The organism is Umezawaea endophytica (assembly GCF_025061645.1).
Taxonomy (GTDB): domain Bacteria; phylum Actinomycetota; class Actinomycetes; order Mycobacteriales; family Pseudonocardiaceae; genus Umezawaea; species Umezawaea endophytica.
On the sequence record NZ_JANYMP010000006.1, the window covers coordinates 248492 to 272434 of the forward strand.

Annotated in this window: 29 protein-coding genes; 10 read left to right on the forward strand and 19 right to left on the reverse strand. The window is 72.2% G+C overall.

The features are described from left to right. Window positions 1–101: 101 nt before the first annotated feature. Window positions 102–716, forward strand: coding sequence for a TetR/AcrR family transcriptional regulator (locus NZH93_RS15615; RefSeq protein WP_259623785.1), 615 nt, complete (start codon window positions 102–104; stop codon window positions 714–716). Here the strand turns inward: NZH93_RS15615 and hisI are convergent. The 3 genes from hisI to hisF are packed head-to-tail and all read right to left on the reverse strand — an operon-like array spanning window position 713 to window position 2216. After that, complete coding sequence (hisI, locus tag NZH93_RS15620; RefSeq protein ID WP_259623786.1) at window positions 713–1057, reverse strand: phosphoribosyl-AMP cyclohydrolase; 345 nt, start codon at window positions 1055–1057, stop codon at window positions 713–715. The two genes, NZH93_RS15615 and hisI, sit on opposite strands and share 4 nt — an antisense overlap. Beyond that, window positions 1054–1443, reverse strand: a complete 390-nt coding sequence (locus NZH93_RS15625) for a hypothetical protein (RefSeq protein ID WP_259623787.1) — start codon at window positions 1441–1443, stop codon at window positions 1054–1056. Before NZH93_RS15625 ends, hisI begins: the two co-directional genes overlap by 4 nt. Continuing rightward, entirely contained in the window at window positions 1443–2216 is a 774-nt protein-coding gene (hisF, locus tag NZH93_RS15630; RefSeq protein ID WP_259623788.1) for an imidazole glycerol phosphate synthase subunit HisF, read from the reverse strand. The genes NZH93_RS15625 and hisF overlap by 1 nt, the downstream gene beginning before the upstream one ends. A 138-nt stretch (window positions 2217–2354) precedes the next feature. On the opposite strand from hisF, the gene NZH93_RS15635 reads away from it, so the two are divergent. The 3 genes from NZH93_RS15635 to NZH93_RS15645 all read left to right on the forward strand — a co-directional run bounded on the left by NZH93_RS15635 (window position 2355) and on the right by NZH93_RS15645 (window position 4279). Further along, window positions 2355–2978: a hypothetical protein gene (locus NZH93_RS15635; protein WP_259623789.1), complete on the forward strand. Its 624-nt coding sequence runs from the start codon at window positions 2355–2357 to the stop codon at window positions 2976–2978. A 150-nt stretch (window positions 2979–3128) separates the two neighbouring features. Then, the gene (locus NZH93_RS15640; protein WP_259623790.1) at window positions 3129–3503 is read left to right on the forward strand and encodes a PPOX class F420-dependent oxidoreductase; all 375 of its coding nucleotides are present in this window, start codon (window positions 3129–3131) and stop codon (window positions 3501–3503) included. Between the two features lie 38 nt (window positions 3504–3541). Further along, window positions 3542–4279 (forward strand): Clp protease N-terminal domain-containing protein, encoded by a 738-nt coding sequence (locus NZH93_RS15645; RefSeq protein WP_259623791.1) that lies wholly within the window; start codon window positions 3542–3544, stop codon window positions 4277–4279. Window positions 4280–4460: 181 nt separating this feature from the next. On the opposite strand, the gene priA is transcribed toward NZH93_RS15645, so the two are convergent. Genes priA through NZH93_RS15670 form a run of 5 tightly spaced genes read right to left on the reverse strand, consistent with a single transcriptional unit; the run spans window position 4461 to window position 7955 of the window. Beyond that, the gene (priA, locus tag NZH93_RS15650) at window positions 4461–5207 is read right to left on the reverse strand and encodes a bifunctional 1-(5-phosphoribosyl)-5-((5-phosphoribosylamino)methylideneamino)imidazole-4-carboxamide isomerase/phosphoribosylanthranilate isomerase PriA (protein WP_259623792.1); all 747 of its coding nucleotides are present in this window, start codon (window positions 5205–5207) and stop codon (window positions 4461–4463) included. A gap of 10 nt (window positions 5208–5217) precedes the next feature. Further along, a complete protein-coding gene (gene hisH / locus NZH93_RS15655; protein ID WP_259623793.1) occupies window positions 5218–5850 on the reverse strand; it encodes an imidazole glycerol phosphate synthase subunit HisH in 633 nt (210 codons plus the stop codon). A 9-nt stretch (window positions 5851–5859) separates the two neighbouring features. Next, the gene (locus tag NZH93_RS15660; RefSeq protein WP_259623794.1) at window positions 5860–6372 is read right to left on the reverse strand and encodes a hypothetical protein; all 513 of its coding nucleotides are present in this window, start codon (window positions 6370–6372) and stop codon (window positions 5860–5862) included. 9 nt (window positions 6373–6381) lie between these two features. Next, window positions 6382–7278 carry a transketolase family protein gene (locus NZH93_RS15665; RefSeq protein ID WP_259623795.1) on the reverse strand — a complete coding sequence of 299 codons (897 nt, stop codon included), beginning with the start codon at window positions 7276–7278 and terminating at the stop codon, window positions 6382–6384. Continuing rightward, the gene (locus tag NZH93_RS15670) at window positions 7275–7955 is read right to left on the reverse strand and encodes a thiamine pyrophosphate-binding protein (RefSeq protein ID WP_259623796.1); all 681 of its coding nucleotides are present in this window, start codon (window positions 7953–7955) and stop codon (window positions 7275–7277) included. The genes NZH93_RS15665 and NZH93_RS15670 overlap by 4 nt, the downstream gene beginning before the upstream one ends. Window positions 7956–8008: 53 nt before the next feature. On the opposite strand from NZH93_RS15670, the gene soxR reads away from it, so the two are divergent. The 3 genes from soxR to NZH93_RS15685 are packed head-to-tail and all read left to right on the forward strand — an operon-like array spanning window position 8009 to window position 9565. Next, window positions 8009–8470 carry a redox-sensitive transcriptional activator SoxR gene (soxR, locus tag NZH93_RS15675; RefSeq protein WP_259623797.1) on the forward strand — a complete coding sequence of 154 codons (462 nt, stop codon included), beginning with the start codon at window positions 8009–8011 and terminating at the stop codon, window positions 8468–8470. Between the two features lie 58 nt (window positions 8471–8528). Further along, window positions 8529–9071: an RNA 2'-phosphotransferase gene (locus NZH93_RS15680; protein ID WP_259623798.1), complete on the forward strand. Its 543-nt coding sequence runs from the start codon at window positions 8529–8531 to the stop codon at window positions 9069–9071. 26 nt (window positions 9072–9097) lie between these two features. Continuing rightward, window positions 9098–9565, forward strand: a complete 468-nt coding sequence (locus NZH93_RS15685) for an NUDIX domain-containing protein (protein WP_259623799.1) — start codon at window positions 9098–9100, stop codon at window positions 9563–9565. Here the strand turns inward: NZH93_RS15685 and NZH93_RS15690 are convergent. Genes NZH93_RS15690 through hisD form a run of 4 tightly spaced genes read right to left on the reverse strand, consistent with a single transcriptional unit; the run spans window position 9562 to window position 12729 of the window. Continuing rightward, window positions 9562–9717 (reverse strand): CG2302 family histidine operon protein, encoded by a 156-nt coding sequence (locus tag NZH93_RS15690; protein ID WP_259623800.1) that lies wholly within the window; start codon window positions 9715–9717, stop codon window positions 9562–9564. The genes NZH93_RS15685 and NZH93_RS15690 overlap by 4 nt on opposite strands. Next, entirely contained in the window at window positions 9717–10316 is a 600-nt protein-coding gene (gene hisB, locus NZH93_RS15695; protein ID WP_259623801.1) for an imidazoleglycerol-phosphate dehydratase HisB, read from the reverse strand. Before hisB ends, NZH93_RS15690 begins: the two co-directional genes overlap by 1 nt. After that, window positions 10313–11416: a histidinol-phosphate transaminase gene (locus tag NZH93_RS15700; RefSeq protein ID WP_259623802.1), complete on the reverse strand. Its 1104-nt coding sequence runs from the start codon at window positions 11414–11416 to the stop codon at window positions 10313–10315. Before NZH93_RS15700 ends, hisB begins: the two co-directional genes overlap by 4 nt. Then, the gene (hisD, locus tag NZH93_RS15705) at window positions 11413–12729 is read right to left on the reverse strand and encodes a histidinol dehydrogenase (RefSeq protein WP_259623803.1); all 1317 of its coding nucleotides are present in this window, start codon (window positions 12727–12729) and stop codon (window positions 11413–11415) included. The genes NZH93_RS15700 and hisD overlap by 4 nt, the downstream gene beginning before the upstream one ends. 153 nt (window positions 12730–12882) lie before the next feature. On the opposite strand from hisD, the gene NZH93_RS15710 reads away from it, so the two are divergent. Further along, window positions 12883–14169, forward strand: a complete 1287-nt coding sequence (locus tag NZH93_RS15710; protein ID WP_259623804.1) for a M14 family metallopeptidase — start codon at window positions 12883–12885, stop codon at window positions 14167–14169. On the opposite strand, the gene NZH93_RS15715 is transcribed toward NZH93_RS15710, so the two are convergent. The 3 genes from NZH93_RS15715 to NZH93_RS15725 are packed head-to-tail and all read right to left on the reverse strand — an operon-like array spanning window position 14150 to window position 17602. Continuing rightward, on the reverse strand, window positions 14150–15337 hold the full coding sequence (locus tag NZH93_RS15715) for an aminotransferase class V-fold PLP-dependent enzyme (RefSeq protein ID WP_259623805.1): 1188 nt from the start codon (window positions 15335–15337) through the stop codon (window positions 14150–14152). The two genes, NZH93_RS15710 and NZH93_RS15715, sit on opposite strands and share 20 nt — an antisense overlap. After that, a complete protein-coding gene (locus tag NZH93_RS15720) occupies window positions 15322–16896 on the reverse strand; it encodes an ABC transporter substrate-binding protein (protein WP_259623806.1) in 1575 nt (524 codons plus the stop codon). Before NZH93_RS15720 ends, NZH93_RS15715 begins: the two co-directional genes overlap by 16 nt. Before the next feature lie 34 nt (window positions 16897–16930). Continuing rightward, window positions 16931–17602 carry a DUF2848 domain-containing protein gene (locus NZH93_RS15725; protein WP_259623807.1) on the reverse strand — a complete coding sequence of 224 codons (672 nt, stop codon included), beginning with the start codon at window positions 17600–17602 and terminating at the stop codon, window positions 16931–16933. Window positions 17603–17646: 44 nt separating this feature from the next. Between NZH93_RS15725 and NZH93_RS15730 the strand changes: the two genes are divergently transcribed. After that, window positions 17647–18978, forward strand: a complete 1332-nt coding sequence (locus tag NZH93_RS15730) for an MFS transporter (RefSeq protein ID WP_259623808.1) — start codon at window positions 17647–17649, stop codon at window positions 18976–18978. Here the strand turns inward: NZH93_RS15730 and NZH93_RS15735 are convergent. Next, window positions 18939–19568 carry a GntR family transcriptional regulator gene (locus NZH93_RS15735; protein ID WP_259623809.1) on the reverse strand — a complete coding sequence of 210 codons (630 nt, stop codon included), beginning with the start codon at window positions 19566–19568 and terminating at the stop codon, window positions 18939–18941. The two genes, NZH93_RS15730 and NZH93_RS15735, sit on opposite strands and share 40 nt — an antisense overlap. A 29-nt stretch (window positions 19569–19597) precedes the next feature. On the opposite strand from NZH93_RS15735, the gene NZH93_RS15740 reads away from it, so the two are divergent. Then, a complete protein-coding gene (locus NZH93_RS15740) occupies window positions 19598–20377 on the forward strand; it encodes a carbon-nitrogen hydrolase family protein (RefSeq protein WP_259623810.1) in 780 nt (259 codons plus the stop codon). A gap of 52 nt (window positions 20378–20429) precedes the next feature. Here the strand turns inward: NZH93_RS15740 and nadC are convergent, their stop codons facing one another. From nadC to nadA, 3 genes are read right to left on the reverse strand one after another with little or no spacing between them, the layout of a single operon-like run. Next, window positions 20430–21257, reverse strand: coding sequence for a carboxylating nicotinate-nucleotide diphosphorylase (gene nadC / locus NZH93_RS15745; RefSeq protein WP_259623811.1), 828 nt, complete (start codon window positions 21255–21257; stop codon window positions 20430–20432). Further along, window positions 21254–22873 carry an L-aspartate oxidase gene (locus tag NZH93_RS15750; RefSeq protein WP_259623812.1) on the reverse strand — a complete coding sequence of 540 codons (1620 nt, stop codon included), beginning with the start codon at window positions 22871–22873 and terminating at the stop codon, window positions 21254–21256. Before NZH93_RS15750 ends, nadC begins: the two co-directional genes overlap by 4 nt. Beyond that, complete coding sequence (nadA, locus tag NZH93_RS15755) at window positions 22870–23889, reverse strand: quinolinate synthase NadA (protein ID WP_259623813.1); 1020 nt, start codon at window positions 23887–23889, stop codon at window positions 22870–22872. The genes NZH93_RS15750 and nadA overlap by 4 nt, the downstream gene beginning before the upstream one ends. Window positions 23890–23943: the final 54 nt, after the last annotated feature.

Consider the following 23943-nt stretch of genomic DNA (forward strand, 5'->3'; position numbering starts at 1 on the left):
ATTCTGCCGTGCAGACCTATACGCGACCTCTTCAGGGCTTCGGGCGGGCACAGATTTCATCACTTGTTGAAAATTAGCCCGATCGGCGGGATGATGGGGACGTGACCACAGCGAGCGACCAGACCGAGCCGAAGCGCCGAGGGCGACGAGCGGGCGGGGAGGACACCAAGGCCGTGCTGCTCGACGCGGCGCGCGAGGTGTTCATCGCCCGCGGGTACGAGGGTGCCACCGTGCGGTCCATCGCCGCGAAGGCGGGGGTCGACGCCGCGATGGTCAACCACTGGTTCGGCAGCAAGGAGAACCTGTTCGCGCAGGCCGTCCTCAAGCTCCCGTTCGACCCGACCGTCCTGGTCGCGCGCCTGCTCGACGGCCCGCCCGAGCAGACCGGCGACCGGATCGCGCGCAACTTCACCACCATCTGGGACGCCACCGGCGGAGGGCCGTTCGCCGCGATCGTGCGCAGCGTGACCAGCCACGACGGCGTGGCGAACGTGCTGCGGGAGTTCTTCCTGACCAGCGTGTTCGCCAAGATCACCGAGGGGCTCGACGTCGACCGGGTCGAACTGCGGGCCTCGCTGTGCGCGTCCCAGGTCATCGGCATGGGCATGGTCAGGTACGTGGTCAAGTTCGAGCCGCTCGCCTCGGCCGACGTCGACACCGTCGTCGCGGCCGTCGGGCCGAACCTCCAGAGGTACCTGACCGGGGACATCGGCTAGTCCTTCAGCAGCACGTCCGCGTCGAAGCAGGTGCGGTCGCCGGTGTGGCAGGCCGCGCCGGTCTGGTCGACCACGAGCAGCAGCGCGTCGCCGTCGCAGTCCAGGCGGACCTCGTGCACGTACTGCGTGTGCCCGGACGTGTCGCCCTTGCGCCACCGCTGCTGCCTGCTGCGGGAGAAGTACACCGCCTGCCGGGTCGTCAGCGTCTCGTGCAGCGCGGCGTCGTCCATCCACGCCACCATCAGCACCTCGCCCGTGCCGCGCTGCTGCGCGACGGCGCAGACCAGCCCGTCGGCGGTGCGCTTCAGCCTGGACGCGATGGCGGGGTCGAGCTGGGTCACCGAAGTCCTCCGCGTTTGAGGTAGGTCAGCGCGGGCGCGGTGTTGAGCAGCACCACGCCGTAGATGTGCGCGGCCGACAGGACGCCGGTGATCGCCCGCGCCCAGAGCGGACCCTCGTTGAGCGTGGCGAGCAGGTGCAGCAGCCCGAGCAGCAGGAACAGGATGATCGCGGTGATCCGCGCGGGCCGGAAGCCGATCACCAGGCCACCGGCGACGACGAGTTCGAGCACGGCCACGATCAGCGGGAACCGCACCCACCCGGCGTCCCCGTCGACCTGCCACTTGACGACGCCGACCAGCAGGAACAGCAGTGCGCCGCCGCCCGCCACGAGTGACGCGATGAGCACCTCGGGTGGCACGGCCGACCGCCCGGTCGAGTTCCGCATCACCGGACCTCGACCCCCGCCGCGCGCAGGCCGTCCTTGACCTCGGAGATCCGCAACTGCCCGAAGTGGAACACGCTCGCCGCGAGCACCGCGTCCGCTCCCGCCTCGACAGCGGGCGGGAAGTGGTCAACCGCGCCCGCGCCGCCGCTCGCGATCAGCGGCACGTCCACGACCCCGCGGACCAGCCGCAGCAGCTCCAGGTCGAAGCCGACCTTCGTGCCGTCGGCGTCCATGGAGTTCAGCAGGATCTCGCCGACCCCCAGCTCCTGACCGCGGGCGGCCCACTCGACGGCGTCGATCCCGGTGCCCTTGCGGCCGCCGTGGGTGGTGACCTCGAACCCGGACGGGGTGGGCTCCTCCCCCTCCGGCACGCGGCGCGCGTCGACGGACAGCACGATGCACTGCGCCCCGAACCGCTGCGACAGCTCGCCCAGCAGCTCCGGCCGCACGATCGCCGCCGTGTTGACGCCGACCTTGTCCGCGCCCGCGCGCAACAGCTTGTCCACGTCCTCCGGGCTGCGCACGCCGCCGCCGACGGTGAGCGGGATGAAGACCTGCTCGGCGGTGCGGCGCACGACGTCGAACGTCGTCTCCCGGTCCGAAGAGGACGCCGTCACGTCCAGGAAGGTCAACTCGTCCGCGCCTTCGGCGTCGTACGCGCGGGCCAGCTCCACGGGGTCGCCCGCGTCGACCAGGTTGGTGAAGTTGACGCCCTTCACCACCCGGCCGCGGTCGACGTCAAGGCAGGGGATCACACGCACCGCGACGGACATGCCGACCAGCCTACGGTCCGGTGGGCGGCGGGCAGGCGAGGGCGTCTCCGGATCCGGTCGAAATCGCTTCACCCGATCGAGTAACCTCCCTCCCGGTGTCGGGGGACACGAGAAGCTCTTTTCCTTGGGGGATAACACATGAAGCAGCGCATCGCCCTGTTCAGCGTGCTCGCCGGAGCCGTGCTGGCCGTCTCGGCCTGCTCGTCGACGCCGGCCGCGAACACCACCACGACGGGGTCCGCGACCTCCGCGTCACCCGCGGCCTCCGCGAAGAACTCCGACCCGATCGCGTGGACCGGCGCGTTCTGCGAAGGCGTCTCACCGACCCTGGAGGGCCTGGTCGAGGTGCTCAAGGTCGCGTTCCAGGCAGTCCCGGACCCCGCGGCGCAGAAGGACGCGCTGATGAAGTTCGCGACCACCTCGGGCGACAGCATGACCGCCACGGCCAAGAAGCTCGGCGAACTCGGCCCGCCCAGCGCGGAGGCCAAGGCCCTGCACGACGAACTGGTCAAGTTCTTCACGGACAACGGCAAGACCCTCGCCAAGACCAAGGAGGACCTGGCCAAGCTCGACCCGGCCGCACCCGACTTCACCGACCAGGTCGGGAAGCTCGGCGACGGCGCCGACCAGACCGCGCTCCAGGCGCAGATCAAGAAGCTCTCGGAGGACCCCGCCCTGAAGGACGCCTTCACCAAGGCGCCCCAGTGCGTGGAGATGTCGACGAAGATGAAGGAACTGGGCACCGACCTGCTCGGGAAGTGACACGACGTCCGAGGGGCCCGTCGAGTCGTCTCGACGGGCCCCTCGGCGTTTTCCGGCCACGATTCCCCTCTCCCCCACAGGCGGCCGAACAGAGCAATCGCCGTGCGTGAGAACGGTCCGGAGCGCTGTCCGGACACTAGGGTCGGCCGCATGATCGGTGAACTCGGTGAGGGCAAGTACCTGTTGTTGACGACGTTCCGCAAGGACGGTCGTGCGGTCGCCACTCCGGTGTGGGTGGTGCGGGAGGGCGATGGGGTGGCGGCGTGGTCGGCTACCGACAGCGGGAAGGTGAAGCGGATTCGGCGGGATGGGCGGGTGTTGGTCGGGCCGTGTGACATCAAGGGGAAGCCGACCGGGGAGTCGGTGGAGGCTCGTGCGGCGCTGATGGACCAGGCCGAGACCGAGCGGGTGCGGGGGTTGATCCGCAAGAAGTACGGCGTCACCGGGAAGTTGACGGTCTGGGGAAGTCTGCTCAGGCGTGGCAAGTCGGGGTCGGTGGGAATCTCGATCACGTCGTCAACCTGAGATTGACGACGAGTCGGCCGTCAACGTAAAGTTGACGAATGCTCATCGCTCCGGTTCAGCTCACGGACCTCATCGTCACCGTCGCGGCGGAGCACACGGCCGTGCTCGACCGGTTGGCGGCCGCGGTGCTGCTCAGCAGGCAGCTCAACGAGCTCGGCGATCACCTGATCGGGCACTTCGTGGACGAGGCGCGGCGGTCGGGGGCCTCGTGGACGGACATCGGCGAGAGCCTGGGTGTGAGCAAGCAGGCGGCGCAGAAGCGGTTCGTGCCGAGGGAGTCGCCGGACGTCGAGGCGCTGTCGAAGCCGTCGTTCGACCGGTACACGGACCGCGCGCGGCGGGTCGTGCGGCTGGCCCGCCACCACGCCCGGTTCAGCGAGACCATCGGGACCGAGCACCTGCTGCTCGGGCTGCTCGACGAGTCGCACGGGCTGGGCGCCAAGACCATCCACTACCTGGAAGCCTCCGAGGGCACCACGCGGATGACGCTGCTGCTGAAGCTGGACAAGGTCAGCAGGCAACCGCCGGAGCAGCAGCCGTTCACCACGCACTGCAAGAAGGCGCTGGAACTGGCGGTGCGGGAGGCGCTACGGCTCGGGCACAACTTCGTCGGGACCGAACACCTGCTGCTCGGCCTGCTGGCCGAGAGCGCGGGGACGGCCGCCGAGGTGCTGGCGGGCACCGGCGTCGAGCGCCAGGCGGCCGAGGTCCACATCGTCGGGGAGATCAACGCGGCCATCAGCCGCGCGCAGCACCGGACGCCTGCGGGAGCCTGAGCAGTCGGTCATCCCGCACCAGCTCCCCGACGGTCGGTCGCCGGGAAACCGTGGCGGAGTGGCAGGAGTGCTGCGGCAGTGGGAAAAGGCATGCCCACACCGTGGCGAGGACGCCGTTCACCGGGCAACATCCCGTGGGATGGTCGAGGACCATCCCACGGGATGACAACTACCGATCGGTCTAGAGCTCGGCGGACGCCCGCACCGCGGCGAGGGCTTCCGGCAGCGTGAACTTGCCCGCGTACAAGGCCTTGCCGATGATCGTGCCCTCGACGCCGTCGCGGGACAGCGACGCGAGCGCGACCAGGTCGTCCACACTGGACACCCCGCCGGAGGCGATGACCGGCGCGTCGGTGCGCGCACAGACGTCGCGCAGCAGCTCGATGTTCGGGCCCTGGAGCATGCCGTCGCGGCCGACGTCGGTCACGACATAGCGGGCGCAGCCGTCGCGGTCCAGCCGCTCCAGCACCTCCCACAGGTCGCCGCCGTCGGTGGTCCAGCCGCGGCCGGACACGCGGTGGCCGTGCTCGGTGATGCGCAGGTCCAAGCCGACGGCGATCTTCTCGCCGTGCTCGGCCACGACCTTCGCGCACCAGTCCGGGTTCTCGATCGCGGCGGTGCCCAGGTTGACCCTGGCGCAGCCGGTCGACAGCGCGGCGGCGAGCGACTCGTCGTCGCGGATGCCGCCCGACAACTCGACGTTGACGTCGAGCTCGCCGACGACCCTGGCCAGCAGCTCGCGGTTGCTGCCGCGACCGAAGGCGGCGTCGAGGTCGACCAGATGCACCCACTCCGCGCCGTCGCGCTGCCACGCGAGGGCGGCGTCGAGCGGTTCGCCGTAGTTGGTCTCGGTGCCGGCTTCGCCCTGGACGAGCCGAACGGCACGGCCGTCCACCACGTCAACGGCCGGGAGCAGCGTGAATGTCACGTCATTCAGCCTAGTTGAAGGTGCTCAGCCAGTTCTCCAGCAGGTGCGCGCCCGCGTCGCCGGACTTCTCCGGGTGGAACTGGGTCGCCCACAGCGCGCCGTTCTCCACCGCCGCCACGAAGTCCGTGCCGTGCTCGGCCCACGTGACCAGCGGCGGGCGGATCACGTCCGACGGCTCCAGCTCCCACTTGCGCACGCCGTACGAGTGCACGAAGTAGTACCGGGTGTCGGCGGGCAGGCCCGCGAAGAGCTGCGTGCCTTCGACCGGGCGGACCGTGTTCCACCCCATGTGCGGCACGATCGGCGCGTCCAGCCGCTCGACCGTGCCCGGCCACTCGCCGCAGCCCTCGGTGAGGACGGCGTGCTCGATGCCGCGGTCGAACAGGATCTGCATGCCGACGCACACGCCGAGCACCGGACGGCCGCCCGCGAGGCGCTCGCCGATCATCCGGCCGCCGCGGATGGCGTTGAGCTGCTCCATGCACGCCGCGTACGCGCCGACGCCCGGCACCAGCAGGCCGTCGGCTTCGCGCACGGCTGTGCGGTCGGCGGTCACCTCCACGTCGGCGCCGACGCGCTGGAGGGCGCGCTCGACCGAGCGGAGGTTGCCGGATCCGTAGTCCAATACGACGACTCGTGCCACGTGCCCAGGTTAGGTCAGCGGCTGTTCGGGCGGCGCCGCGCCCTGCGTGACCGGCACGACGGGCAGCAGCGTGTTGATCGGCAGGTCGGCCAGGCCGGTGCGCGCCGAGGGCAGCCCGGCCACGTGGGTGTCCGCGCGGCCCTCGTCGACCAGGCCCACGACCTGGGTCACGTCGGCCGTCAGGTCGGCCTCGCCGCGTTCCCGGCCCTTGAGCAGCCACCACGTGATCGGCCCGGTGAGCCTCATCGCCGCGAGCAGGGAGCCGCGGTAGGTGGTGCGCGCGCCGTCCGACCCGACCCGCGCGGCGCCCGCCCACCGCAGCACCAGCGCCGTGCCGCCGATCTCGCGACACCGCTCGGCCAGCCTCATCGCCGCCGCGAAACCGCCCTGCCGCGCGGGCAGCAGCACCGTTCCGGAGGTCACCGGCACCAGCGCGGCCGGGCCCGAACCCTCCCGGTGCAGGGCTCGTTGCAGTTCCGCCGTGGGTGCTGCGGTCCAGATCAGGGTTCTCGGCACTCTCACAGGACTAGATCATGCCTGACCCCCGTGGCCGAACATCCGCCGCACGGCCGCCGCCACGCCCAGCGCGTCGAGGTCGTGGGCGGCGTCGTGGTCCTGCGCGGTGCCGTACGCACGCAGTTCGGCTTCCCGTTGCACCCCAAGGGATCGCACCCGTGCGGGCAGGTCGGCCAGCGCCTCGGTCACCAGGCGGGTCGACGTGCCCTCCAGGTAGGGCTCGACCAGCAGCACGTCGGCGTGGTCGGCGGCGCGCACGGCCCGGCGCAGGCCCTCGGCGTCGAACGGCCGGACGGTGGCCGCGTAGAGCACCGTGACGTCGGTGTCGGCGGTCGCCTCCAGCACCCGGTCGAGCATCGGTCCGACGGCCACCACGACGCCCAGCCGACCCCTGCGGACCACGGTGAACCCCTCAGTCACCGGGTACGCGCGGGCGTTGGTGCGCAGCGAGAGCCGCAGGTAGACGCGGTCGTCACCGGCGAGGGCGGTCCGCAGCAGCGGGGCGACCTCGTCCGGGTGACCGGGGACGTGCACGGTCCAGCCGGGCAGCGTGTCGATCAGCGCCACGTCGCCGGGGGCCTGGTGCGTCCGCCCCCAGCCGGGGTCGTCGTAGGAGCCACCGATGCTGACCAGCACTCCCCCGACGTCCTGGTGGCCGAAGTCGAGCTTGATCTGCTCGAACGGCCGCTCGACCAGGAACGGCGCGTAGCTGTGCACCACCGGCCGCAGCCCGGACAGCGCCAGCCCCGCCCCCACGCCGACCATGGCCTGCTCGCGGATGCCGACGTTGATCACCCGATCGGTGGCCGGGAAGACGTCCCGCGAGATCTCCGCGAGCACGACCACCACTCGCGGGTCGGTCTCCATCGCCTCGGTCACGGTCCGGGCGAACACCTCGCGCATGGTGCTCATCGGACCTCCGCCACGACCGCGAGGGGCGTGCCGACGTGCGGGGTCAGGAGCGCCTCGTGCAGCGCGTCCTGGTCCCGGCCGTCCACCGTCGTCGCCTCCCAGCCCTCGACCGCGAAGCGGGCCGCGACGCCGCCGGGCCAGCCGTGCGTGCCGGACCCGTTGTCCACCACCACGACGGTCAGCCGGTCCAGCCCGAGCCTGCCCGCCAGCGCGATGGCCTCGTGGTTGCTGCCCTCGTCCAGTTCCCCGTCGCCGATCAGCACGACAACGCGCTGGTCCCCGCCCTGCAAACCCAGTCCCAGCACCGTCCCCACGGCGATCGGCAGCCCGTGGCCGAGCGAGCCGCTGCCGATCTCCACGCCGGGCACCAGGACGCGGTCCGGGTGCAGGCCCAGCGGCGAGTCCCATTTGGTCCAGGTGTCCAGCAGGGACGGGTCGAGGAACCCCTTCGCCGCCAGCACCGCGTAGTACGCCATCGGCCCGTGCCCCTTGGACAGCAGGAAGCGGTCCCGGCTCGGGTCGTCGACCCGGTCCGGTGCCACGTCCAGCACGCGGTCGTAGAGCACCCACAGCACGGGCAGCGTCGACGCCGCCGCCCACTCGTGCTTCTCGTCGCCGGTCATCCGCCCGTACAGCTCGGGGATGTCGGCGAACCCCATTTCCCTCGTCACCGTCATGGGAACAGCCTCCAACCTCGACCATGGTGGAGGTCAAGAAGTAGGGTGGGCGGGTGACCAAGTTGCCGGAGAGCCTGACCATCGGGCAGGTGGCCGAGCGCAGCGGCGTGCCCCACACCGCGTTGCGCTTCTACGAGGAACGGGGCCTGATCGCGTCGCACCGCACGGCGGGCAACCAGCGCAGGTACGCGCGGTCGGTGCTGCGGCGGCTGGCGTTCATCCGCACCGCGCAGCGCGTCGGGCTGAGCCTGGAGGAGGTGCACGCCGCGCTGGCGACGCTGCCCGACGGCCGCACCCCCACCAAGGCCGACTGGAGCAGGCTGTCCCAGTCGTGGCAGGAGGAGCTGGACGCGCGGATCGACTCCCTGCACCGGCTGCGGGACCGGCTGACGTCGTGCATCGGCTGCGGCTGCCTGTCGCTGCGGAGCTGCTTCCTGCACAACTTCGACGACGCCCAGGCCGTCGACGGTCCCGGCGCGCCGAAGCTGAAGGCGGCGACGGAGGGCGGCACCTGAGCGCCCGACCGCGGAAACCGGTGGCCGGGTCGGGATCGAACGTGCTGAGGTGTGCGCCATGCAAGAGAAGGACGTGATCCGCTTGTCCAAGCGGCTCTCCAAGCACCTCAGACACTCCCCCGAACTGATCGGCCTGCGCCTGGACCCCGCGGGCTGGGTCGACATCGACGACCTGCTCACCGCGCTCGGCCGCGGCGTGACCCGCGCCCACCTGCTGGAGGTGGTCGAGCGCAACGACAAGAAGCGCTTCGCCGTCGAGGGCAACAGGATCCGGGCCAGCCAGGGCCACAGCGTGGAGGTGGACCTCGACCTGCCGGTGTCCGAGCCTCCCCCGGTGCTCTACCACGGGACCGTCGGCCACGCGCTGCCCGACATCCACCGCGACGGGCTCAAGCCGATGAACCGGCACGACGTGCACCTGTCGGCGACCGTCGAGACCGCGCGGCGGGTCGGGGCGCGGCGGGGCAAGCCCGTGGTGCTGGTGGTCGACACCGCCGCCATGCGGGCGGACGGGCACGAGTTCCGGGTCAGCGCGAACGGCGTGTGGCTGGCCGCCTCCGTGCCGCCGGAGTACCTGGCGGAGCTGCCCGCGACCCCGTGACCGCGGCCGGGTGCGACGATGGACCCGTGACGTCACGAGCGCCGATCGCCCGCCGTTCCGTTCGCGCGGTGCTGATCGACGACCAGGACAGGCTGGTGCTGGTCAGGAGGACCAAGCCGGACCGGCCCGTCTACTGGACGACCGCCGGTGGCGGTGTGGAACCCGAGGACGTCGACCGGCGGGCCACCGCGGCGCGCGAGGTCCTCGAAGAGGTCGGGGCGACGGCCGTCATCGGCGAGCAGGTGTTCCTGACCAGCGATCCGACGGCCGAGGGGCTCCGGATCGCGCACTTCCACCTGGCCCGGCTGCTCACCATCGACCCCGACGCGCGGACCGGTGCGGAGCACGGCGACCCGACCAGGGGCGGGTTCGAGACGGACGTGATCGCCCTGACCGCCGTCTCCGAGATCGACCTCCGCCCGCCCGAGCTGCGCGACTTCCTGGTCGCGAACGCCGAGGCGCTGCTGGCGGAGGTCGACCTGCTGGAGCCCTAGAGGATCCAGGCCACCGCGCCGCCGACGGCGACGACCGCGAACACGATCAGCACGACCGCCACGGCCTTCGCCGTCTTCCACGTGCTGTACACGCCACCGAGCAGGAAACCCGCGAGGGCCAGCAGCCCGATGGCGACGTACTCCTTCGGCATTACAGGACGCCCTTGGTGGACGGCACGCCCGCCACCCGCGGGTCCGGTTCGACGGCCGCGCGCAGGGCCCGTGCGATGGCCTTGAACTGGGCCTCGGTGATGTGGTGCGGGTCGCGGCCGTACTCGACGCGGACGTGCAGCGCGATCTGCGAGTGGAACGCGAGCGAGTCGAACACGTGCCGGTTCAGCACGAACGGGTAGTTGCCGCCGATCGTGAAGGCGTTGAACTGCTCCGGTTCGCCGGTGTGCACGCAGAACGGGCGGCCGGAGACGTCGACCGCCGCGTGCGCGAGGGTCTCGTCCATCGGGATCCAGCAGTCGCCGAAGCGGCGGATGCCCTTCTTGTCCCCCAACGCGTCGCGCAGCGCCTGGCCGAGCACGATGGCGACGTCCTCGACGGTGTGGTGGGCGTCGATCTGGACGTCGCCGGTCGCGCGGACCTTGAGGTCGAAGCTGCCGTGCACACCGAACGCGGTGAGCATGTGGTCGTAGAACGGCACCCCGGTGTCGATCTCGACCTGGCCGGTGCCGTCGAGGTCGATCTCGACGTACACCGACGATTCACTGGTGGCGCGTTCCACCTTGCCGACCCGACTCACCGACGTACCTCCTTGCTCGCCGCGAGGAAGGCGTCGTTCTCCTCCGGCGTTCCGATGGTGACCCTCAGGTGCCCTGCGATGCCGACGTCCCTGATCAGGACGCCACGCTCCAAATAGGACCGCCACGTCGCGTGCGCGTCCTCGAACCAGCCGAACAGCAAGAAGTTGGAGTCGCTCTCGACGACCCGGAAACCCAAGCCCGCCAACGACTCCGCGACCCGGTCGCGTTCGGCGGCGAGCTTCGCCACCGAGCCGAGCGTCTCGGCCGCGTGCCGCAGCGACGCCCGTGCGGCGGCCTGCGTCAGCGCCGACAGGTGGTACGGCAGCCGCACGAGCAGCAGCGCGTCGACCACGGCGGGCGCCGCCGCCAGGTAGCCGAGGCGGCCGCCCGCGAAGGCGAACGCCTTGCTCATGGTGCGGCTGACGATCAGCTTCGCCGGGAACTCCTCGATCAGCTCCGCGGCGCTGCGGCGCGGCGAGAACTCCGCGTACGCCTCGTCGACCACGACCACGCCGGGCGCCGCCGCGATCAGCTCGCGCAGCTCCTCCGGCGGCACGCTCTGGCCGGTCGGGTTGTTCGGGCTGGTCACGAACACCACGTCCGGGCGCCGTTCGGCCACGATCTCCGCGGCCCGCGCGGTGTCCAGCGAGAAGTCGTCCCGCCGGGGCGTCGGCGCCCACTCGGTGCGGGTGCCCGCCGCGATGATCGGGTGCATCGAGTACGACGGCTCGAACCCCAGCGCCGTGCGGCCGGGGCCGCCGAACGCCTGGAGGACCTGTTGGAGGATCTCGTTTGACCCGTTGGCGGCCCACAGGTTCCGCTCGGTCAGCGGCACGCCGGTCGCCGCCGCGAGGTACGCGGCGAGGTCGGCCCTCAGCGCCAGCGCGTCGCGGTCCGGGTAGCGGTGCAGCTCGCCCGCGATCTCGGCGACCGCCGCCACCACGTCCGCGACCAGTTCGGGCGTTGGCGGGTACGGGTTCTCGTTGGTGTTGAGCCGAACGGGCACGTCGAGCTGCGGCGCCCCGTACGGCGTGCGGCCGCGCAGGTCCTCGCGCAGCGGCAGGTCGGACAGCTCCACGCGTTCGCCGATGGGCTTCACCTCGCGAACCTCGCCGTCACGGCCTGGCCGTGCGCGGGCAGGTCTTCGGCGTTCGCCAGCGCCACGACGTGGTCGGCCACCTCGCGCAGAGCGGCCTCGGAGTAGTCCACGACGTGGATGCCGCGCAGGAACGTCTGCACGGAGAGCCCGGACGAGTGCCGCGCGCAGCCGCCGGTGGGCAGCACGTGGTTGGAGCCCGCGCAGTAGTCGCCGAGCGACACGGGCGAGTGCGGGCCGACGAAGACGGCGCCCGCGGACCGGACCCGCGCCGCGACGGCGGACGCGTCGGCGGTCTGGATCTCCAGGTGTTCGGCCGCGTAGGCGTTCACCACCAGCAGGCCGTCATCCACTGTGGACACCAGCACGGTGCCGGACTGCTTGCCGCGCAACGCCGTCCCCACGCGCTCGTGGTGCTTGGTCGCCTTCACCTGGCGCTCCAGCTCGGCGTCCACGGCGTCGGCCAGCTCGACCGAGTCCGTCACCAGCACGCTCGCGGCGGCCGGGTCGTGCTCGGCCTGGCTGATCAGGTCGGCGGCCACGTGCACGGGGTCCGCCGTCGAGTCCGCGAGGACCGCGATCTCCGTCGTGCCCGCCTCGGCGTCGATGCCGACGAGCCCGCGCAGCATCCGCTTCGCGGCCGTCACGTACAGGTTGCCCGGCCCGGTCACCAGGTCGACGGGCTCCAGCGCGCCGCCGTCGGTGTCCACGCCGCCGTACGCCAGCAGCGCCACGGCCTGCGCACCGCCGACGGCCCACACCTCGGCCACGCCGAGCAGCGCGGCGGCGGCGAGGATCGTCGGGTGCGGCAGGCCGTCGAACTCCGCCTGCGGCGGCGAGCAGACGACCATCGCCTCGACCCCGGCCGCCTGCGCCGGGACCACGTTCATCACGACGCTGGACGGGTACACGGCGAGGCCGCCGGGCGCGTACAGGCCGACGCGGGCGACCGGCACCCAGCGCTCGGTCACCGTGCCGCCGGGCACGACCTGGACCGTCTTGTCGGTGCGGCGCTGCTCGGCGTGCACCTTGCGGGCCCGCGCGATCGACTCCTCCAGGGCCGCGCGCACGGCCGGGTCGAGCCCCTCCAGCGCGGCGGCGATCCGGGCCGCGGGCACGCGCACCGAAGCGGGGCGGACCCCGTCGAAGCGCTCGGAGTACTCCAGCACGGCGTCGACCCCGCGGTCGCGCACCGCCTCCACCACCGGCCGGACCTGATGCAGCGCCGCGTCCACGTCCACCTCGGCGCGCGGGAGGACCGCGCGGAGTTCGGCCGGTGACGGGACACTGCCTCGCAGGTCGGTGCGGTTGAGCATGACCCCAAGCCTAGGCGAAGCGGAATTGTGTCAACTGTCAGCCCGGTGCGGAGCAGGGCGATCCCCGCGAACGGCGCTATCCGGACATCCGGGACCGCGCCACCCTCGAACAGCACCACTCCGTCGCAAACCCCTGCTGAGATGGAGACGCACATGTTCGCGAAACGACGAGGCCTCGTCGCGCTGGCGTGCCTGGCGCTGATGGCCACCGCCGCCCCCGGAACCGCCGAACCCGCGGCGGTCCAGGGCGAGCGCACCGTTTACGAGGTCACCGCGGTCGACGCGGAGGCCCGCACGAAGGTCGCCCGCACCGGTGTCGACGTGCTCGGCATGGACGGCGACAAGCTGACCGTGATCGCCGAGCGCTCCCAGCTCCGCGCCCTGCGCGCGACCGGGCTGGCGGTGAAGCCGAAGGGCGACGCCGACGAGCAGTTGGCCCAGCTCGGCTCCGCCGAGGTCGGCACGATGGACTTCCCGTCGGGTTACACCGGCTACCACAACTACGCCGAGATGACGGCCGAGCTGAACCAGACCGTCACCGACCACCCGAACCTGGTCCGGCTGTCGTCGCTCGGCAACTCCTACCAGGGCCGGGCCCTGCCCGCGCTGAAGATCAGCAACAACCCCGCGGTCGACCAGGCGAAGCCGGAGGTGCTGTTCACCTGCAACCAGCACGCCCGCGAGCACCTGACCGTGGAGATGTGCCTGCACATCATCAAGCGCTTCACCGACGGCTACGCCACCAACTCCGCGATCAAGGCGCTGGTGGACAGCCGGGAGATCTGGGTCGTGCCGAGCGTGAACCCGGACGGCGCCGAGTACGACATCGCGGCGGGCACGCTGCGGGGCTGGCGGAAGAACCGGCAGCCGAACTCGACGTCCACCGGCACCGACCCGAACCGCAACTGGGGCTACCAGTGGGGCTGCTGCGGCGGTTCCAGCGGCACCGGGTCGAGCGAGACCTACCGCGGTCCCAGCGCGTTCTCCGCGCCGGAAACCCAGCGGGTGCGGGACTTCGTGAACTCCCGCGTGGTCGGCGGCGTCCAGCAGATCAAGGCGCACATCGACTGGCACACCTACTCCGAGCTGATCCTGTGGCCCTACGGCTACACCTACAACGACACCGCGACGGGCCTCAACGCCGACCAGGCGAACGCCTTCGGGACGCTGGGCAGGCAGATGGCCGCGCTGAACGGCTACACGCCGCAGCAGTCCAGCGACCTCTACATCACCGACGGCAGCGTCAACGACTGGATGTGGGCCACGCACAAGATCTGGAGCTACACCTTCGAGATGTACCCCAAGTCCGGGACGGGGCTCAACGGCTTCTACCCGCGCGACACCCAGATCGCCACGCAGGTGGCGCGCAACAACACCGCCGTGGACCTGTTCCTCGGCTACGCGGACTGCGTGCCGCGCGTCATCGGCCAGACCTGCTGACCGCGTCGACCGCCTGGTCGACCTGCTCGGGTGAGACGAAGTAGTGCGGGGACGCCCGCACTACCTCGTCGAGCCCGCGCCTCGCCATGTCGATCCTGGTCGACCCGACGGCACTGGTCGTCACGGTCACGCCCTCGACGGCCAGCCGGGCCTTCACGTCCGCCGCGGCGACGCCGTCGACGGTGAACGTGACCAGCCCGCACTGCTGTTCGCCCAGGTCGCGGACGTCCACGCCGGGCAGGGCCGCCAGCCCGGCGCGCAAGCGCTTGGCCCGGTCGCCGACCTCGGCCGCGATGGTGTCCACGCCCACGCGCAGCGCGTACCGGGCGGCCTCGATCAACCCGAGCTTGGCGGCGAGCGAGCACTCCCACAGCTCGAACACCCGCGCGTCGTCGCGCAGCCCGTACGTCGTCGGCGACGTCCACTCGCCGCTGTGCAGGTCGACCAGCCGGGGCCGCAGCCGGTGCAGGACCTCGCGGCGCACGGCCAGCACGCCCGTGCCGCGCGGCCCGCGCAGCCACTTGCGGCCGGTGCCGGACAGCAGGTCCACGCCCAGGTCGTGCAGCCGGACGGGGAGCTGGCCGATCGACTGGCAGGCGTCCAGCAGCACCAGCGCGCCCACCTCGTGCGCGGCGGCGGCGACCTCGGCGACCGGGTTGACCAGTCCGCCGTTGGTCGGCACGTGCACCAGCGACACCAGCTTGACCCGCTCGTCCAGCAGCTCGCGCAGCGCCGCCACGTCGACCTGGCCGTGCGCGTCGGACGGCACGGTCTCGATCACCGCGCCGGTCTCCTCGGCGCGGCGCAGCAGCGGCACGGCGTTGCCCGCGTACTCGACCTCGGTGATCAGCACCCGGTCGCCGTCGGCGAGCGGCACGGCGTCGAACGCGCTGAGCCACGACCGGGTCGCGCTGTCGGAGAAGGCGATCTCGTCCGGCGAGGCGCCCAGCAGCTCGGCCAGCACGCCGTACCCGGCTTCGAGGTCGTCGTTCCGCTCGCCCGCGGCCAGGTAGCCGCCCACCTCGGCTTCGCGCCGCAGGTGGGCGATCTGGGCCTCCAGGACGGGCGTCGGGGGCAGTGAGGACCCGGCGCTGTCCAGGAAGACCCGGTCGAGCGCGGCGGGGGTGTCGGCGCGTACGGCTCGCAGGTCCACTACTTCGGCGTCCACTTCTGGAGGTTCCACCACGGTCCCCACGACAGGCCGCCGTGGTCGGAGGGATCGACGACCTGCTGGTAGCCGTTCCAGTTCTCGCGCACCACGTACGTGTGCGTGACGAAGGCGAGGGTCACCAGGCCGGGCGCGGCGAGGTACGCGCGCTGGAACTGCACGTACGCGGCCACCCGCTGAGCCGGGTCGAGGAGCGTGCGGCCCGCGTCCAGCGCCGCGTCGACGGCCGGGTTCGAGTAGCCGCCGGGGTTGTCCGCGGCACCGGTGTGCAGCATCCCGTGGAGCGCCTGGTCCGGGTCGAACGGGTCGCCCTCGCCGCCGAGGACGGCGTCCTTGCCCAGCCGGGGCGTGATGGCCTCGCGGCTGAGGCCTGCGAGCTGCACGTCCACGCCGACGGCCCTGGCGTCGGCCGCGAACGCCGTCGCCAGGTCGCTGCGCACGACGTCGCCGGTCGGGTACATGAGGGTGAACGACGCGGCCACGCCGTCGCGCGAGCGCAGCCCGTCCGCGCCCTTGACCCAGCCCGCCTGGTCGAGCAGGAAGTCCGCCTGCGCCTTGTCGTAGCGGAACGCCGAGTCGGTGTCGACGAACTCGGGCAGCGCGGCGGGCACGGGCGTGCTCGCGGACGTGCCCTTGCCCGCCAGCAGGTTGTCGATCATGCCCTGGCGGTTGACGGCGGAATTGAGGGCGAGCCGCATCGCCGGGTCGCCGGTCACCGGGTTCGCCGTCGGCAGCGTGATGGCGCGCAGGTCGGCGGTCTGGTGGTCGATCACCCGCATCCCGTTGACCTGGGCGAACCTCGTGGCCAGCCGCGGCGGCAGGTCGGCGCCGTCGAACTCGCCCTTCTCCATCCGCTGGGCCCTGGTGTTGTCGTCCGGGACGAACACCACCGTGACCTTCTTGATCTTGGGATCGCCCTCGACGTGCGCGGGGTTCGACTCCAGGACCATCTTCTCGCCCTTGACCCACTCGGCCAGCCGGTACGGGCCGGTGCCGACGGGCTTGGTGTTCACCGCGCTGCCCGCCAGCGGACCACCCGCGGCCAGGGCCTCGCTCGGCAGGATCCCGAGCACCAGCAGGGTCGGGAACGGCGCGTACGGCTTCGAGAGCGTGAACCGCACGTTCTGCGCGTCGAGCTGCTCGACCCCGGAGAGCATCGCGAACCTCGACCGCACCGTCGCCCCGGACGCCGGGTCGAGCAGCGCGCGGTAGGTCGCCACCACGTCCTCGGCGCCGAACGCCGTGCCGTCGGTGAACTTCACGTCGCCGCGCAGCTTCACCGTCCACGACAGGCCGTCCGCGGCCGGTTCGGGCGCCTCGGCGGCGAGCTGCGGCCGGAGCGAGCGGTCCGCGCGGTGCTCCACCAGCCCGTCGAAGATCTTCGAGACGCCCTCGGACCCGTAGCCCAGCAACGGGTTCAGCGTCGCGGGCTCGGTCGCGTCGGCGAGGACGATCGAACTGTTGTCGTTCGTGCCCTCCGCACTGGGCGTGGTCGAACCGGTGCACGCGGAGGCGGCGACAGCGGCCACGAGCAGGACGGGGGGCAACAGGAAGCGCACGACACCCGACCCTAGTCCGTAGCCGTGAACGGCGTCAGCCGATCGGGGCGGGCAGCGGGCGCACCGCGTAGGCGAGTTCGATCTTGTTGTCGGTCGCGGGGTCGCGCAGCTCCACCCGCCAGGACGAGGCGAACTGGTTCACGCCCTCGCGCATCGGGATCGTGCCGGACAGCAGGACGGTGCCGGGCTTGAGCAGGTCACGGGCCCGCAGCAGGTCCACCCAGTAGGCAGGGGCGAGCAGTTCGGCGAGCGTGCCGACCTGGATCTCGACGCCGTCGGCCCACGCGGTCAGCTCGATCTCGTCGACGCGCTCGGCCACGTCCGAGAGCCGCCACGCGCCACGGCCCAGCACGTCCGGCCCGGCCTGCTTGCTCCACGCCACCCCGTGCACCTCCAACGCGCGGTCGGTGTGGTCGCACGCGACCGTGAGCAGCACGTCGTCGTCGGTCACGACCAGCGCCCACTCGGCTTCGCCGGAGGTCCGGCCGTGCTGCACCGGCACGTCGTCGGTCTGCTGCGCGAGGTAGGGCGCGACCGGGTAGAGGCTCGGGGTCTCGCTCGGGGCGGGCACGCCCAGTTCGGCGAGTTCCCGCACGTGGGCGGCCACGTCGTCCTGGCTGCGGCCCGCGTAGCCGCCGTTGAGCAGCGTGGTGACGGTGACCGCGACCTGGGCGCCGTCGGGGAGGTCGAAACGCAGATTTGACATTCCACTCCTTGCGCATACGAGTTGTATACAGGCAGTATTACACGATGCCGCCAACTCAGACCACCGATGTGCGCAGGCCCGCACTCATCCGCGCGTTCGCCGCGTCGCTCTCCGGCACGGCGCTGGAGTGGTACGACTTCGCCATCTACAACGTGGCCGCCGCCGTGGTGCTGGGCCCGCTGTTCTTCCCCAGCTCCGAACCGCTGACCGCGACGCTGCTCGCGTTCTCCACCTACGCCGTCGGGTACCTGTCCCGGCCGCTGGGCGGGTTCCTGTTCGGCAGGCTGGGCGACCAGTTGGGCCGCAAGCGCGTGCTCGTGACGACGCTGCTGATCACCGGCATCGCGACGATGCTGATCGGCCTGCTGCCCACGCACGCGGCCATCGGCGGGGCGGCGGGCGTGCTGCTCGTCGTCCTGCGGTTCGCGCAGGGCGTCGGCCTCGGAGGCGAGTGGGGCGGCGCCGTCCTGCTGTCCAGCGAGTACGGCAACCCCAAGCAGCGGGGGTTCTGGGCCTCGGCGGCGCAGATCGGGCCGCCCGCGGGGAACCTGATGGCGAACGGCGTGCTGGCGCTGCTGGGCGCGGTGCTCAGCGAGGACCAGTTCCTGTCGTGGGGCTGGCGGGTCGCGTTCCTGCTGTCGGCGGTGCTCGTGGTGTTCGGCCTGTGGATCCGGCTGAAGCTGGAGGAGACGCCGGTGTTCAAGGCGATCCAGGAGCGCGGCGACCGGCCGACCGCGCCGATCAGCGAGGTGTTCCGCACCCAGCGCAGGCCACTGGTGGCCGCCGTCCTGTGCCGCGTCGGCCCGGACGTCCTCTACGCGCTGTTCACCGTGTTCGTGCTCACCTACATCACCACGCAGCTCGGCCTGCCGCGCAACGCGGGCCTGACCGCCGTGCTGATCGCGTCGGGGTTCCAGCTCTTCCTGATGCCGCTGGCGGGCTGGCTGTCCGACCGGGTCAACCGGCGAGTCCTCTACGCGGGCGCGGCCGTCTGCGGCGCCGTCTGGCCGTTCGTCTTCTTCCCGCTGATCGACACCGGCTCACGGCTGTTCCTGGTGCTGGGCATCGTGGTCGGGCTCGCGTTCCACGCGTTCATGTACGGCCCGCAGGCGGCGTTCATCTCGGAGCAGTTCACGCCGCGGCTGCGCTACACCGGCAGCTCACTGGCGTACACCCTCGCCGGCGTGATCGGCGGAGCCGTCGCGCCGCTGGTGTTCACCGCGCTGCTGGCGGCGTTCGACACCTGGACGCTGGTCGCGGTCTACGTCGCCGTCGCCTGCGCCGTCACGCTGACCGGCCTGTACCTCGGGCGCGACCCGGAGGTCGAAGAGGTCGATCAGGCCCCGAGCAGCACCTTGAGCGTGGACTCCAGGTGAGCGGTGATCGCCGCGGTGGCCGCCCCCACGTCCCCGGACTCCAGGGCGGCCACGATCGACTCGTGCTCCAGCAGCACGGCGTCCTGCCTGCCGGTGGCGCGGAACAGCGCCACCACACCGGCCCGCACCTGCCGGGCGCGCAGGCCCTCGTACACCTTGGTCATCAGCTCGTTCCCCGTCGCCCGCACCAGGAGCGCGTGGAACTGCCGGTCGACGTCGATGAACTCGCGCGCGTCCGCCATGCCCCGCAACGCGGTCTGGCGCTCGATCGCCTCGCGCATGGCCCGCACGGGCGCGGTCCCGGCTTCGAGCACGCGCTCGGCCGCGAACCGCTCGACCACACCCCGCAGTTCCATCAGCTCGGCCACCTGGCGCCCGGAAACCGGTGCCACGTAAGCACCCTTCTTCGGCACGAGCTGGACGAGGTCCTCGGCGGCGAGCAGCAGCAGCGCCTCGCGGATGGGCGTGCGGGACACGCCGATGCGGTCGGCGACGTCCTGTTCGCTGATGAACCGGCCCTGCATCTCCGGGTCGGCCAGAATGGTGTCCTTGAGGAACTCGTAGGCCTTCTCGCGACCGGACACCTGCATACTGTCTGTATACCAGAGAGGATCACGCCGTGCGCGTAGCGCTTTGCCAGATCAGCTCGACCACCGACCCCGCGGCGAACCTGGAGCTGGTGCGCGACGGCGTCCGCCGGGCCGCCGCCGCGGGGGCCCGCGTCGTCCTGTTCCCCGAGGCGACCCAGTGCCGCTTCGGGGTGTCGCTCAAGCCCGTCGCCGAACCGCTGGACGGCCCGTGGGCCGCGGCCGTGCGCGCGATGGCCGTTGAGCACGGCGTGGTCGTGGTGGCGGGGATGTTCACCCCGACCGAGGACGGCCGGGTGACCAACACGCTGCTGGTCACGAGCGCGGACGTGCACCTCGGCTACGACAAGATCCACCTGTTCGACGCCTTCGGGTTCCAGGAGTCGAGCACCGTCGCGCCCGGTTCCAAGCCGGTGACCGTCGAGGTCGACGGCACGACGCTGGGCATCGCCACCTGCTACGACATCCGCTTCCCCGAGCTGTTCCGCGCGCTGGCCGACCAGGGCGCCTCGGCGGTGCTGCTCGGCGCGTCCTGGGGCTCCGGGCCGGGCAAGGTGGAGCAGTGGGAACTCCTGGTCCGCGCCCGCGCCCTGGACTGCACGTCCTGGGTGCTCGCCTGCGGCCAGGCCGACCCCGGCGACCTGGGGACCACGGCCCCGACGGGTGTCGGGCACAGCATGGCGGTGGGTCCGCTGGGCGCCGTCGTGGGCCGTCTCGGGGGTGAGCCGGACCTGCTGGTCGTGGACGTCGACGCGGAGGCGGTCCAGGACGCCCGCCGCACGCTGCCGGTGCTCGCGAACCGACGGCTCTGACCAGGCGTTCCGGCCGAGGTGGCGGCGCCGGGGTCCGACGCCGCCACCCGGTTCAGCGCAGGTCCATCCCCAGGTCCAACGCGGGTGAGGAGTGCGTCAGCCCGCCGACGGCCAGGTAGTCCACACCGGTTTCGGCGTAGGCGCGGGCCACGGCCAGGGTGAGACCGCCGGACGCCTCCAGCTCCACCCCACCGGCCCGGCGAACGGCCTCCGCGCACATCTCCGGCGTGAAGTTGTCCAGCAGCACCAGTTCCGCGCCCTCGGCGACGGCCTCGTCGAGCTGGTCGAGGCTGTCCACCTCGACCTCGCAGAACAGGTGCGGGGCGTGGGCGCGGACCGCCGCCATGGCCGCCTTCACCGAACCCGCCGCCAGGACGTGGTTGTCCTTGATCAGCACGGCGTCGCCGAGACCCATCCGGTGGTTCACCCCGCCACCGCAGCGCACCGCGTACTTCTCCAGCAACCTCAACCCCGGCAACGTCTTCCGCGAGTCCCGGACCCGCGCCCCGGTGCCCGCCACCGCGTCGACCCACGCCGCCGTGGCGGTCGCGACGCCGGACAGGTGGGTGAGGAAGTTCAACGCCGTGCGCTCGGCGGTGAGGAGGTCGCGCACCCGGCCCCGCACGACCAGCGCGGGTTCGCCGGGCACGGCCTTCTCGCCGTCCGCGCGCTGGGACAGGACCTCCACGTCGGGGCCGAAGACCTCCAGCGCCACCGGGATGCCTGCCAGCACGCCCGCGGCGCGCGGGGTCAGTTCCGCGACCGCGACCGCGTCGGCGGGCACGGTCGCCTCGGTCGTCGCGTCCGGGCCGTAGTGGAGGTCCTCCTCCAGCGCCACGGCGATGGCGCGACGGGCGTCCTCCAGATCCAGGGTGTTCATGCCGCTCCCCGAGCCAGGTACGGGTCCGCGAGCACGGGCTGGCCGGACGGCGTGAGCCGGACGACCTGGCTGCGGTGCCAGCGTTCCTCGTCACGTGCGGTGAAGTCCGTGCGGACGTGGCAGCCGCGCGACTCCGTGCGTTCGGCGGCGGCGGCGATGAGCGCCCGCGCCGCGAGCGTCAGTGCCGCGTCCTCCACCAGCCGCCGGGTGTCCAGGACCCGGTCGACGGTGGACAGGTCGAGCACCGAGCCGACGACCGCGAGGCCCTCGGCGTCCCGGCCGATGGCCGCGTAGCGGCTCATGACCCGTTGCAGCGAGTCGCGGTCGGCGACCGGCGCGGTCGGCAGCACCGGGTCGAGCGCGGTCTTCGGATCGGCCAGCGCGCCGAGGGCCAGGTCGGCGGCGATGGCCTCGGCGGCCCGCGTGCCGACGACCAGGCCCTCCAGCAAGCTGTTGGAGGCCAAGCGGTTCGCGCCGTGCAGGCCGGTGCGGGCGACCTCGCCCGCCGCGTACAGGCCGGTGACCGCGGTGCGCCCGTCCACGTCGGCCACCACGCCGCCGCAGGCGAAGTGCGCCGCCGGCGCGACCGGGATGGGGTCGCGCGCCGGGTCGATGCCCGCCGCGACGCAGGCCGCGTGGACCGTCGGGAACCGGGTCGCCATCGAGCCGAGGCCGGTGGCGTCCAGGAACACGTGGTCGTCGACGCCGCCGGGCTCGTTCGCCATGTGCCGGGTGATGGCCGCCGCGACCACGTCGCGGGGAGCCAGGTCCTCCAGCGGGTGCACGCCCTTCATGACGCGCGCGCCGGTCGCGTCGACCAGCACCGCGCCCTCGCCGCGCACGGCCTCCGTCACCAGCGGGCAGCGGCCACGAGCGCCGCGCCCGGTGTACAGGACGGTCGGGTGGAACTGGACGAACTCGACGTCCGCCGCCATCGCGCCCGCCCGCATGGCCAGCGCGAGACCGTCGCCGGTCGCCACCTCGGGGTTGGACGTGGCCTGGTAGAGCTGGCCGAGACCGCCGCTGGCGAGCAGCACGGCGGGCGCGCCGATCGCACCGGGCACGCCGTTGCCGTCCAGCACCAGCAGCCCGCACACCGCGCCGAGCGGGGTGCGCAGCGCGTCGACCGCGACGTGCTGCTCCAGCACCGGGAGCCTGCCGTCGGTGGTCGCCGCGAGCAGCGCCCGTTCGACCTCGGCGCCGGTCGCGTCGCCGCCGGAGTGCACCACGCGGAACGCCGTGTGGCCGCCCTCGCGGGTGCGGGCCAGGTGGCCGTCGGGCTTCGAGTCGAAGACCGCGCCGCGCTCCCGCAGCCGCTGCACCGCCTCCGGACCACCGGAGATGACCGCCGAGACGGCGTCCTCGTCGCACAGGCCCGCGCCCGCGACGAGCGTGTCGGCGACGTGCGCGCCGACCGTGTCGCCCTCGTCGTGCTCACCGGGCAGCACGACGGCGACGCCGCCCTGCGCCCAGCGCGTGTTGCCGTCCGGCCCGCTGGCCTTGGTGACGACGAGGACCCGCAGGCCCAGCTCGTGGGCGCGCAGCGCGGCCGTCAGACCTGCCACGCCCGTGCCGACCACGACGAGGTCGGCGCGGGCCTCCCACTGGGCCTTCACTCGCCGCCGCCGGGCTTGCCGATCTCGATCATGCGCTGCACCGACGCCTGCGCCCGCTTCGCGGTCTCCAGGTCGACGTGCACCTCGTCCTTGTTCTCCCGCAGGCAGCGCAGCAGCGCGGTCGGGGTGATCATCTTCATGTACCTGCACGACGCCCGGTCGTTCACCGCGCGGAAGTCGATCTCCGGCGCGGCCTTGCGGAGCTGGTGCAGCATCCCGACCTCGGTCGCGACCAGGACGGACTTCGCCGTGGTGCCGCGGGCGGCGGTGATCATGTCGCCGGTCGAGAGGATGCGGACCTGGTTCGCCGGGACGATCCCCTCGCCCGCCAGGTAGAGCGCCGACGTGGCGCAGCCGCACTCCGGGTGGATGAACAGGTCGGCCTCGGGGTCCTCGGCCGCGCGCGCCGCGAGTTCCGGGCCGTTGATGCCCGCGTGCACGTGGCACTCGCCCGCCCAGATGTGCAGGTTCTCGCGGCCGGTCTCGCGCTTCACGTGCGCGCCCAGGAACTGGTCCGGCAGGAACAGCACCTCGCGGTCGGCCGGGATCGAGGCGACGACGTCGACCGCGTTCGACGACGTGCAGCAGATGTCCGTCTCGGCCTTCACCTCGGCGGTCGTGTTCACGTACGACACGACGACCGCGCCGGGGTGCTCGGCCTTCCAGGCGCGCAGTTCGGCGCCGGTGATCGAGTCGGCCAGCGAGCAGCCCGCCCGCTCGTCCGGGATCAGCACGGTCTTCTCGGGCGCCAGGATCTTCGCCGTCTCGGCCATGAAGTGGACGCCGCAGAAGATGATCGTGGACGCGTCGCTGGCGGCCGCGATCCGGCTCAGCGCGAGCGAGTCGCCCGTGTGGTGGGCGATGTCCTGGATCTCGGGCAACTGGTAGTTGTGGGCGAGGATGACCGCGTCGCGCTGCCGGGCGAGTTCGAGCACCTCCGCGCGCCAGGACGCGTCGGCTTCGATGCCGTCGTACGCGCCGTCAGAGGTTCGCTCCACATATGCGGTAGCGACCATGGGGTCCTCCTCGCGACTCTCCGAGGTTTTCGCCTTTGGGTCGAAAACGTGGCC

Bases quoted from the DNA above. Each gene is read 5' to 3' on its own strand.
- NZH93_RS15625 (WP_259623787.1), bottom strand. From the start codon at position 1,443: ATGCGGAACTCGACCGGGCGGTCGGCCGTGCCACCCGAGGTGCTCATC.
- hisF (WP_259623788.1), bottom strand. From the start codon at position 2,216: ATGTCCGTCGCGGTGCGTGTGATCCCCTGCCTTGACGTCGACCGCGGC.
- NZH93_RS15635 (WP_259623789.1), top strand. From the start codon at position 2,355: ATGAAGCAGCGCATCGCCCTGTTCAGCGTGCTCGCCGGAGCCGTGCTG.
- NZH93_RS15640 (WP_259623790.1), top strand. From the start codon at position 3,129: ATGATCGGTGAACTCGGTGAGGGCAAGTACCTGTTGTTGACGACGTTC.
- NZH93_RS15645 (WP_259623791.1), top strand. From the start codon at position 3,542: ATGCTCATCGCTCCGGTTCAGCTCACGGACCTCATCGTCACCGTCGCG.
- NZH93_RS15665 (WP_259623795.1), bottom strand. From the start codon at position 7,278: ATGAGCACCATGCGCGAGGTGTTCGCCCGGACCGTGACCGAGGCGATG.
- NZH93_RS15670 (WP_259623796.1), bottom strand. From the start codon at position 7,955: ATGACGGTGACGAGGGAAATGGGGTTCGCCGACATCCCCGAGCTGTAC.
- NZH93_RS15680 (WP_259623798.1), top strand. From the start codon at position 8,529: ATGCAAGAGAAGGACGTGATCCGCTTGTCCAAGCGGCTCTCCAAGCAC.
- NZH93_RS15690 (WP_259623800.1), bottom strand. From the start codon at position 9,717: ATGCCGAAGGAGTACGTCGCCATCGGGCTGCTGGCCCTCGCGGGTTTC.
- hisD (WP_259623803.1), bottom strand. From the start codon at position 12,729: ATGCTCAACCGCACCGACCTGCGAGGCAGTGTCCCGTCACCGGCCGAA.
- NZH93_RS15710 (WP_259623804.1), top strand. From the start codon at position 12,883: ATGTTCGCGAAACGACGAGGCCTCGTCGCGCTGGCGTGCCTGGCGCTG.
- NZH93_RS15725 (WP_259623807.1), bottom strand. From the start codon at position 17,602: ATGTCAAATCTGCGTTTCGACCTCCCCGACGGCGCCCAGGTCGCGGTC.
- NZH93_RS15730 (WP_259623808.1), top strand. From the start codon at position 17,647: ATGCCGCCAACTCAGACCACCGATGTGCGCAGGCCCGCACTCATCCGC.
- NZH93_RS15735 (WP_259623809.1), bottom strand. From the start codon at position 19,568: ATGCAGGTGTCCGGTCGCGAGAAGGCCTACGAGTTCCTCAAGGACACC.
- nadC (WP_259623811.1), bottom strand. From the start codon at position 21,257: ATGAACACCCTGGATCTGGAGGACGCCCGTCGCGCCATCGCCGTGGCG.
- nadA (WP_259623813.1), bottom strand. From the start codon at position 23,889: ATGGTCGCTACCGCATATGTGGAGCGAACCTCTGACGGCGCGTACGAC.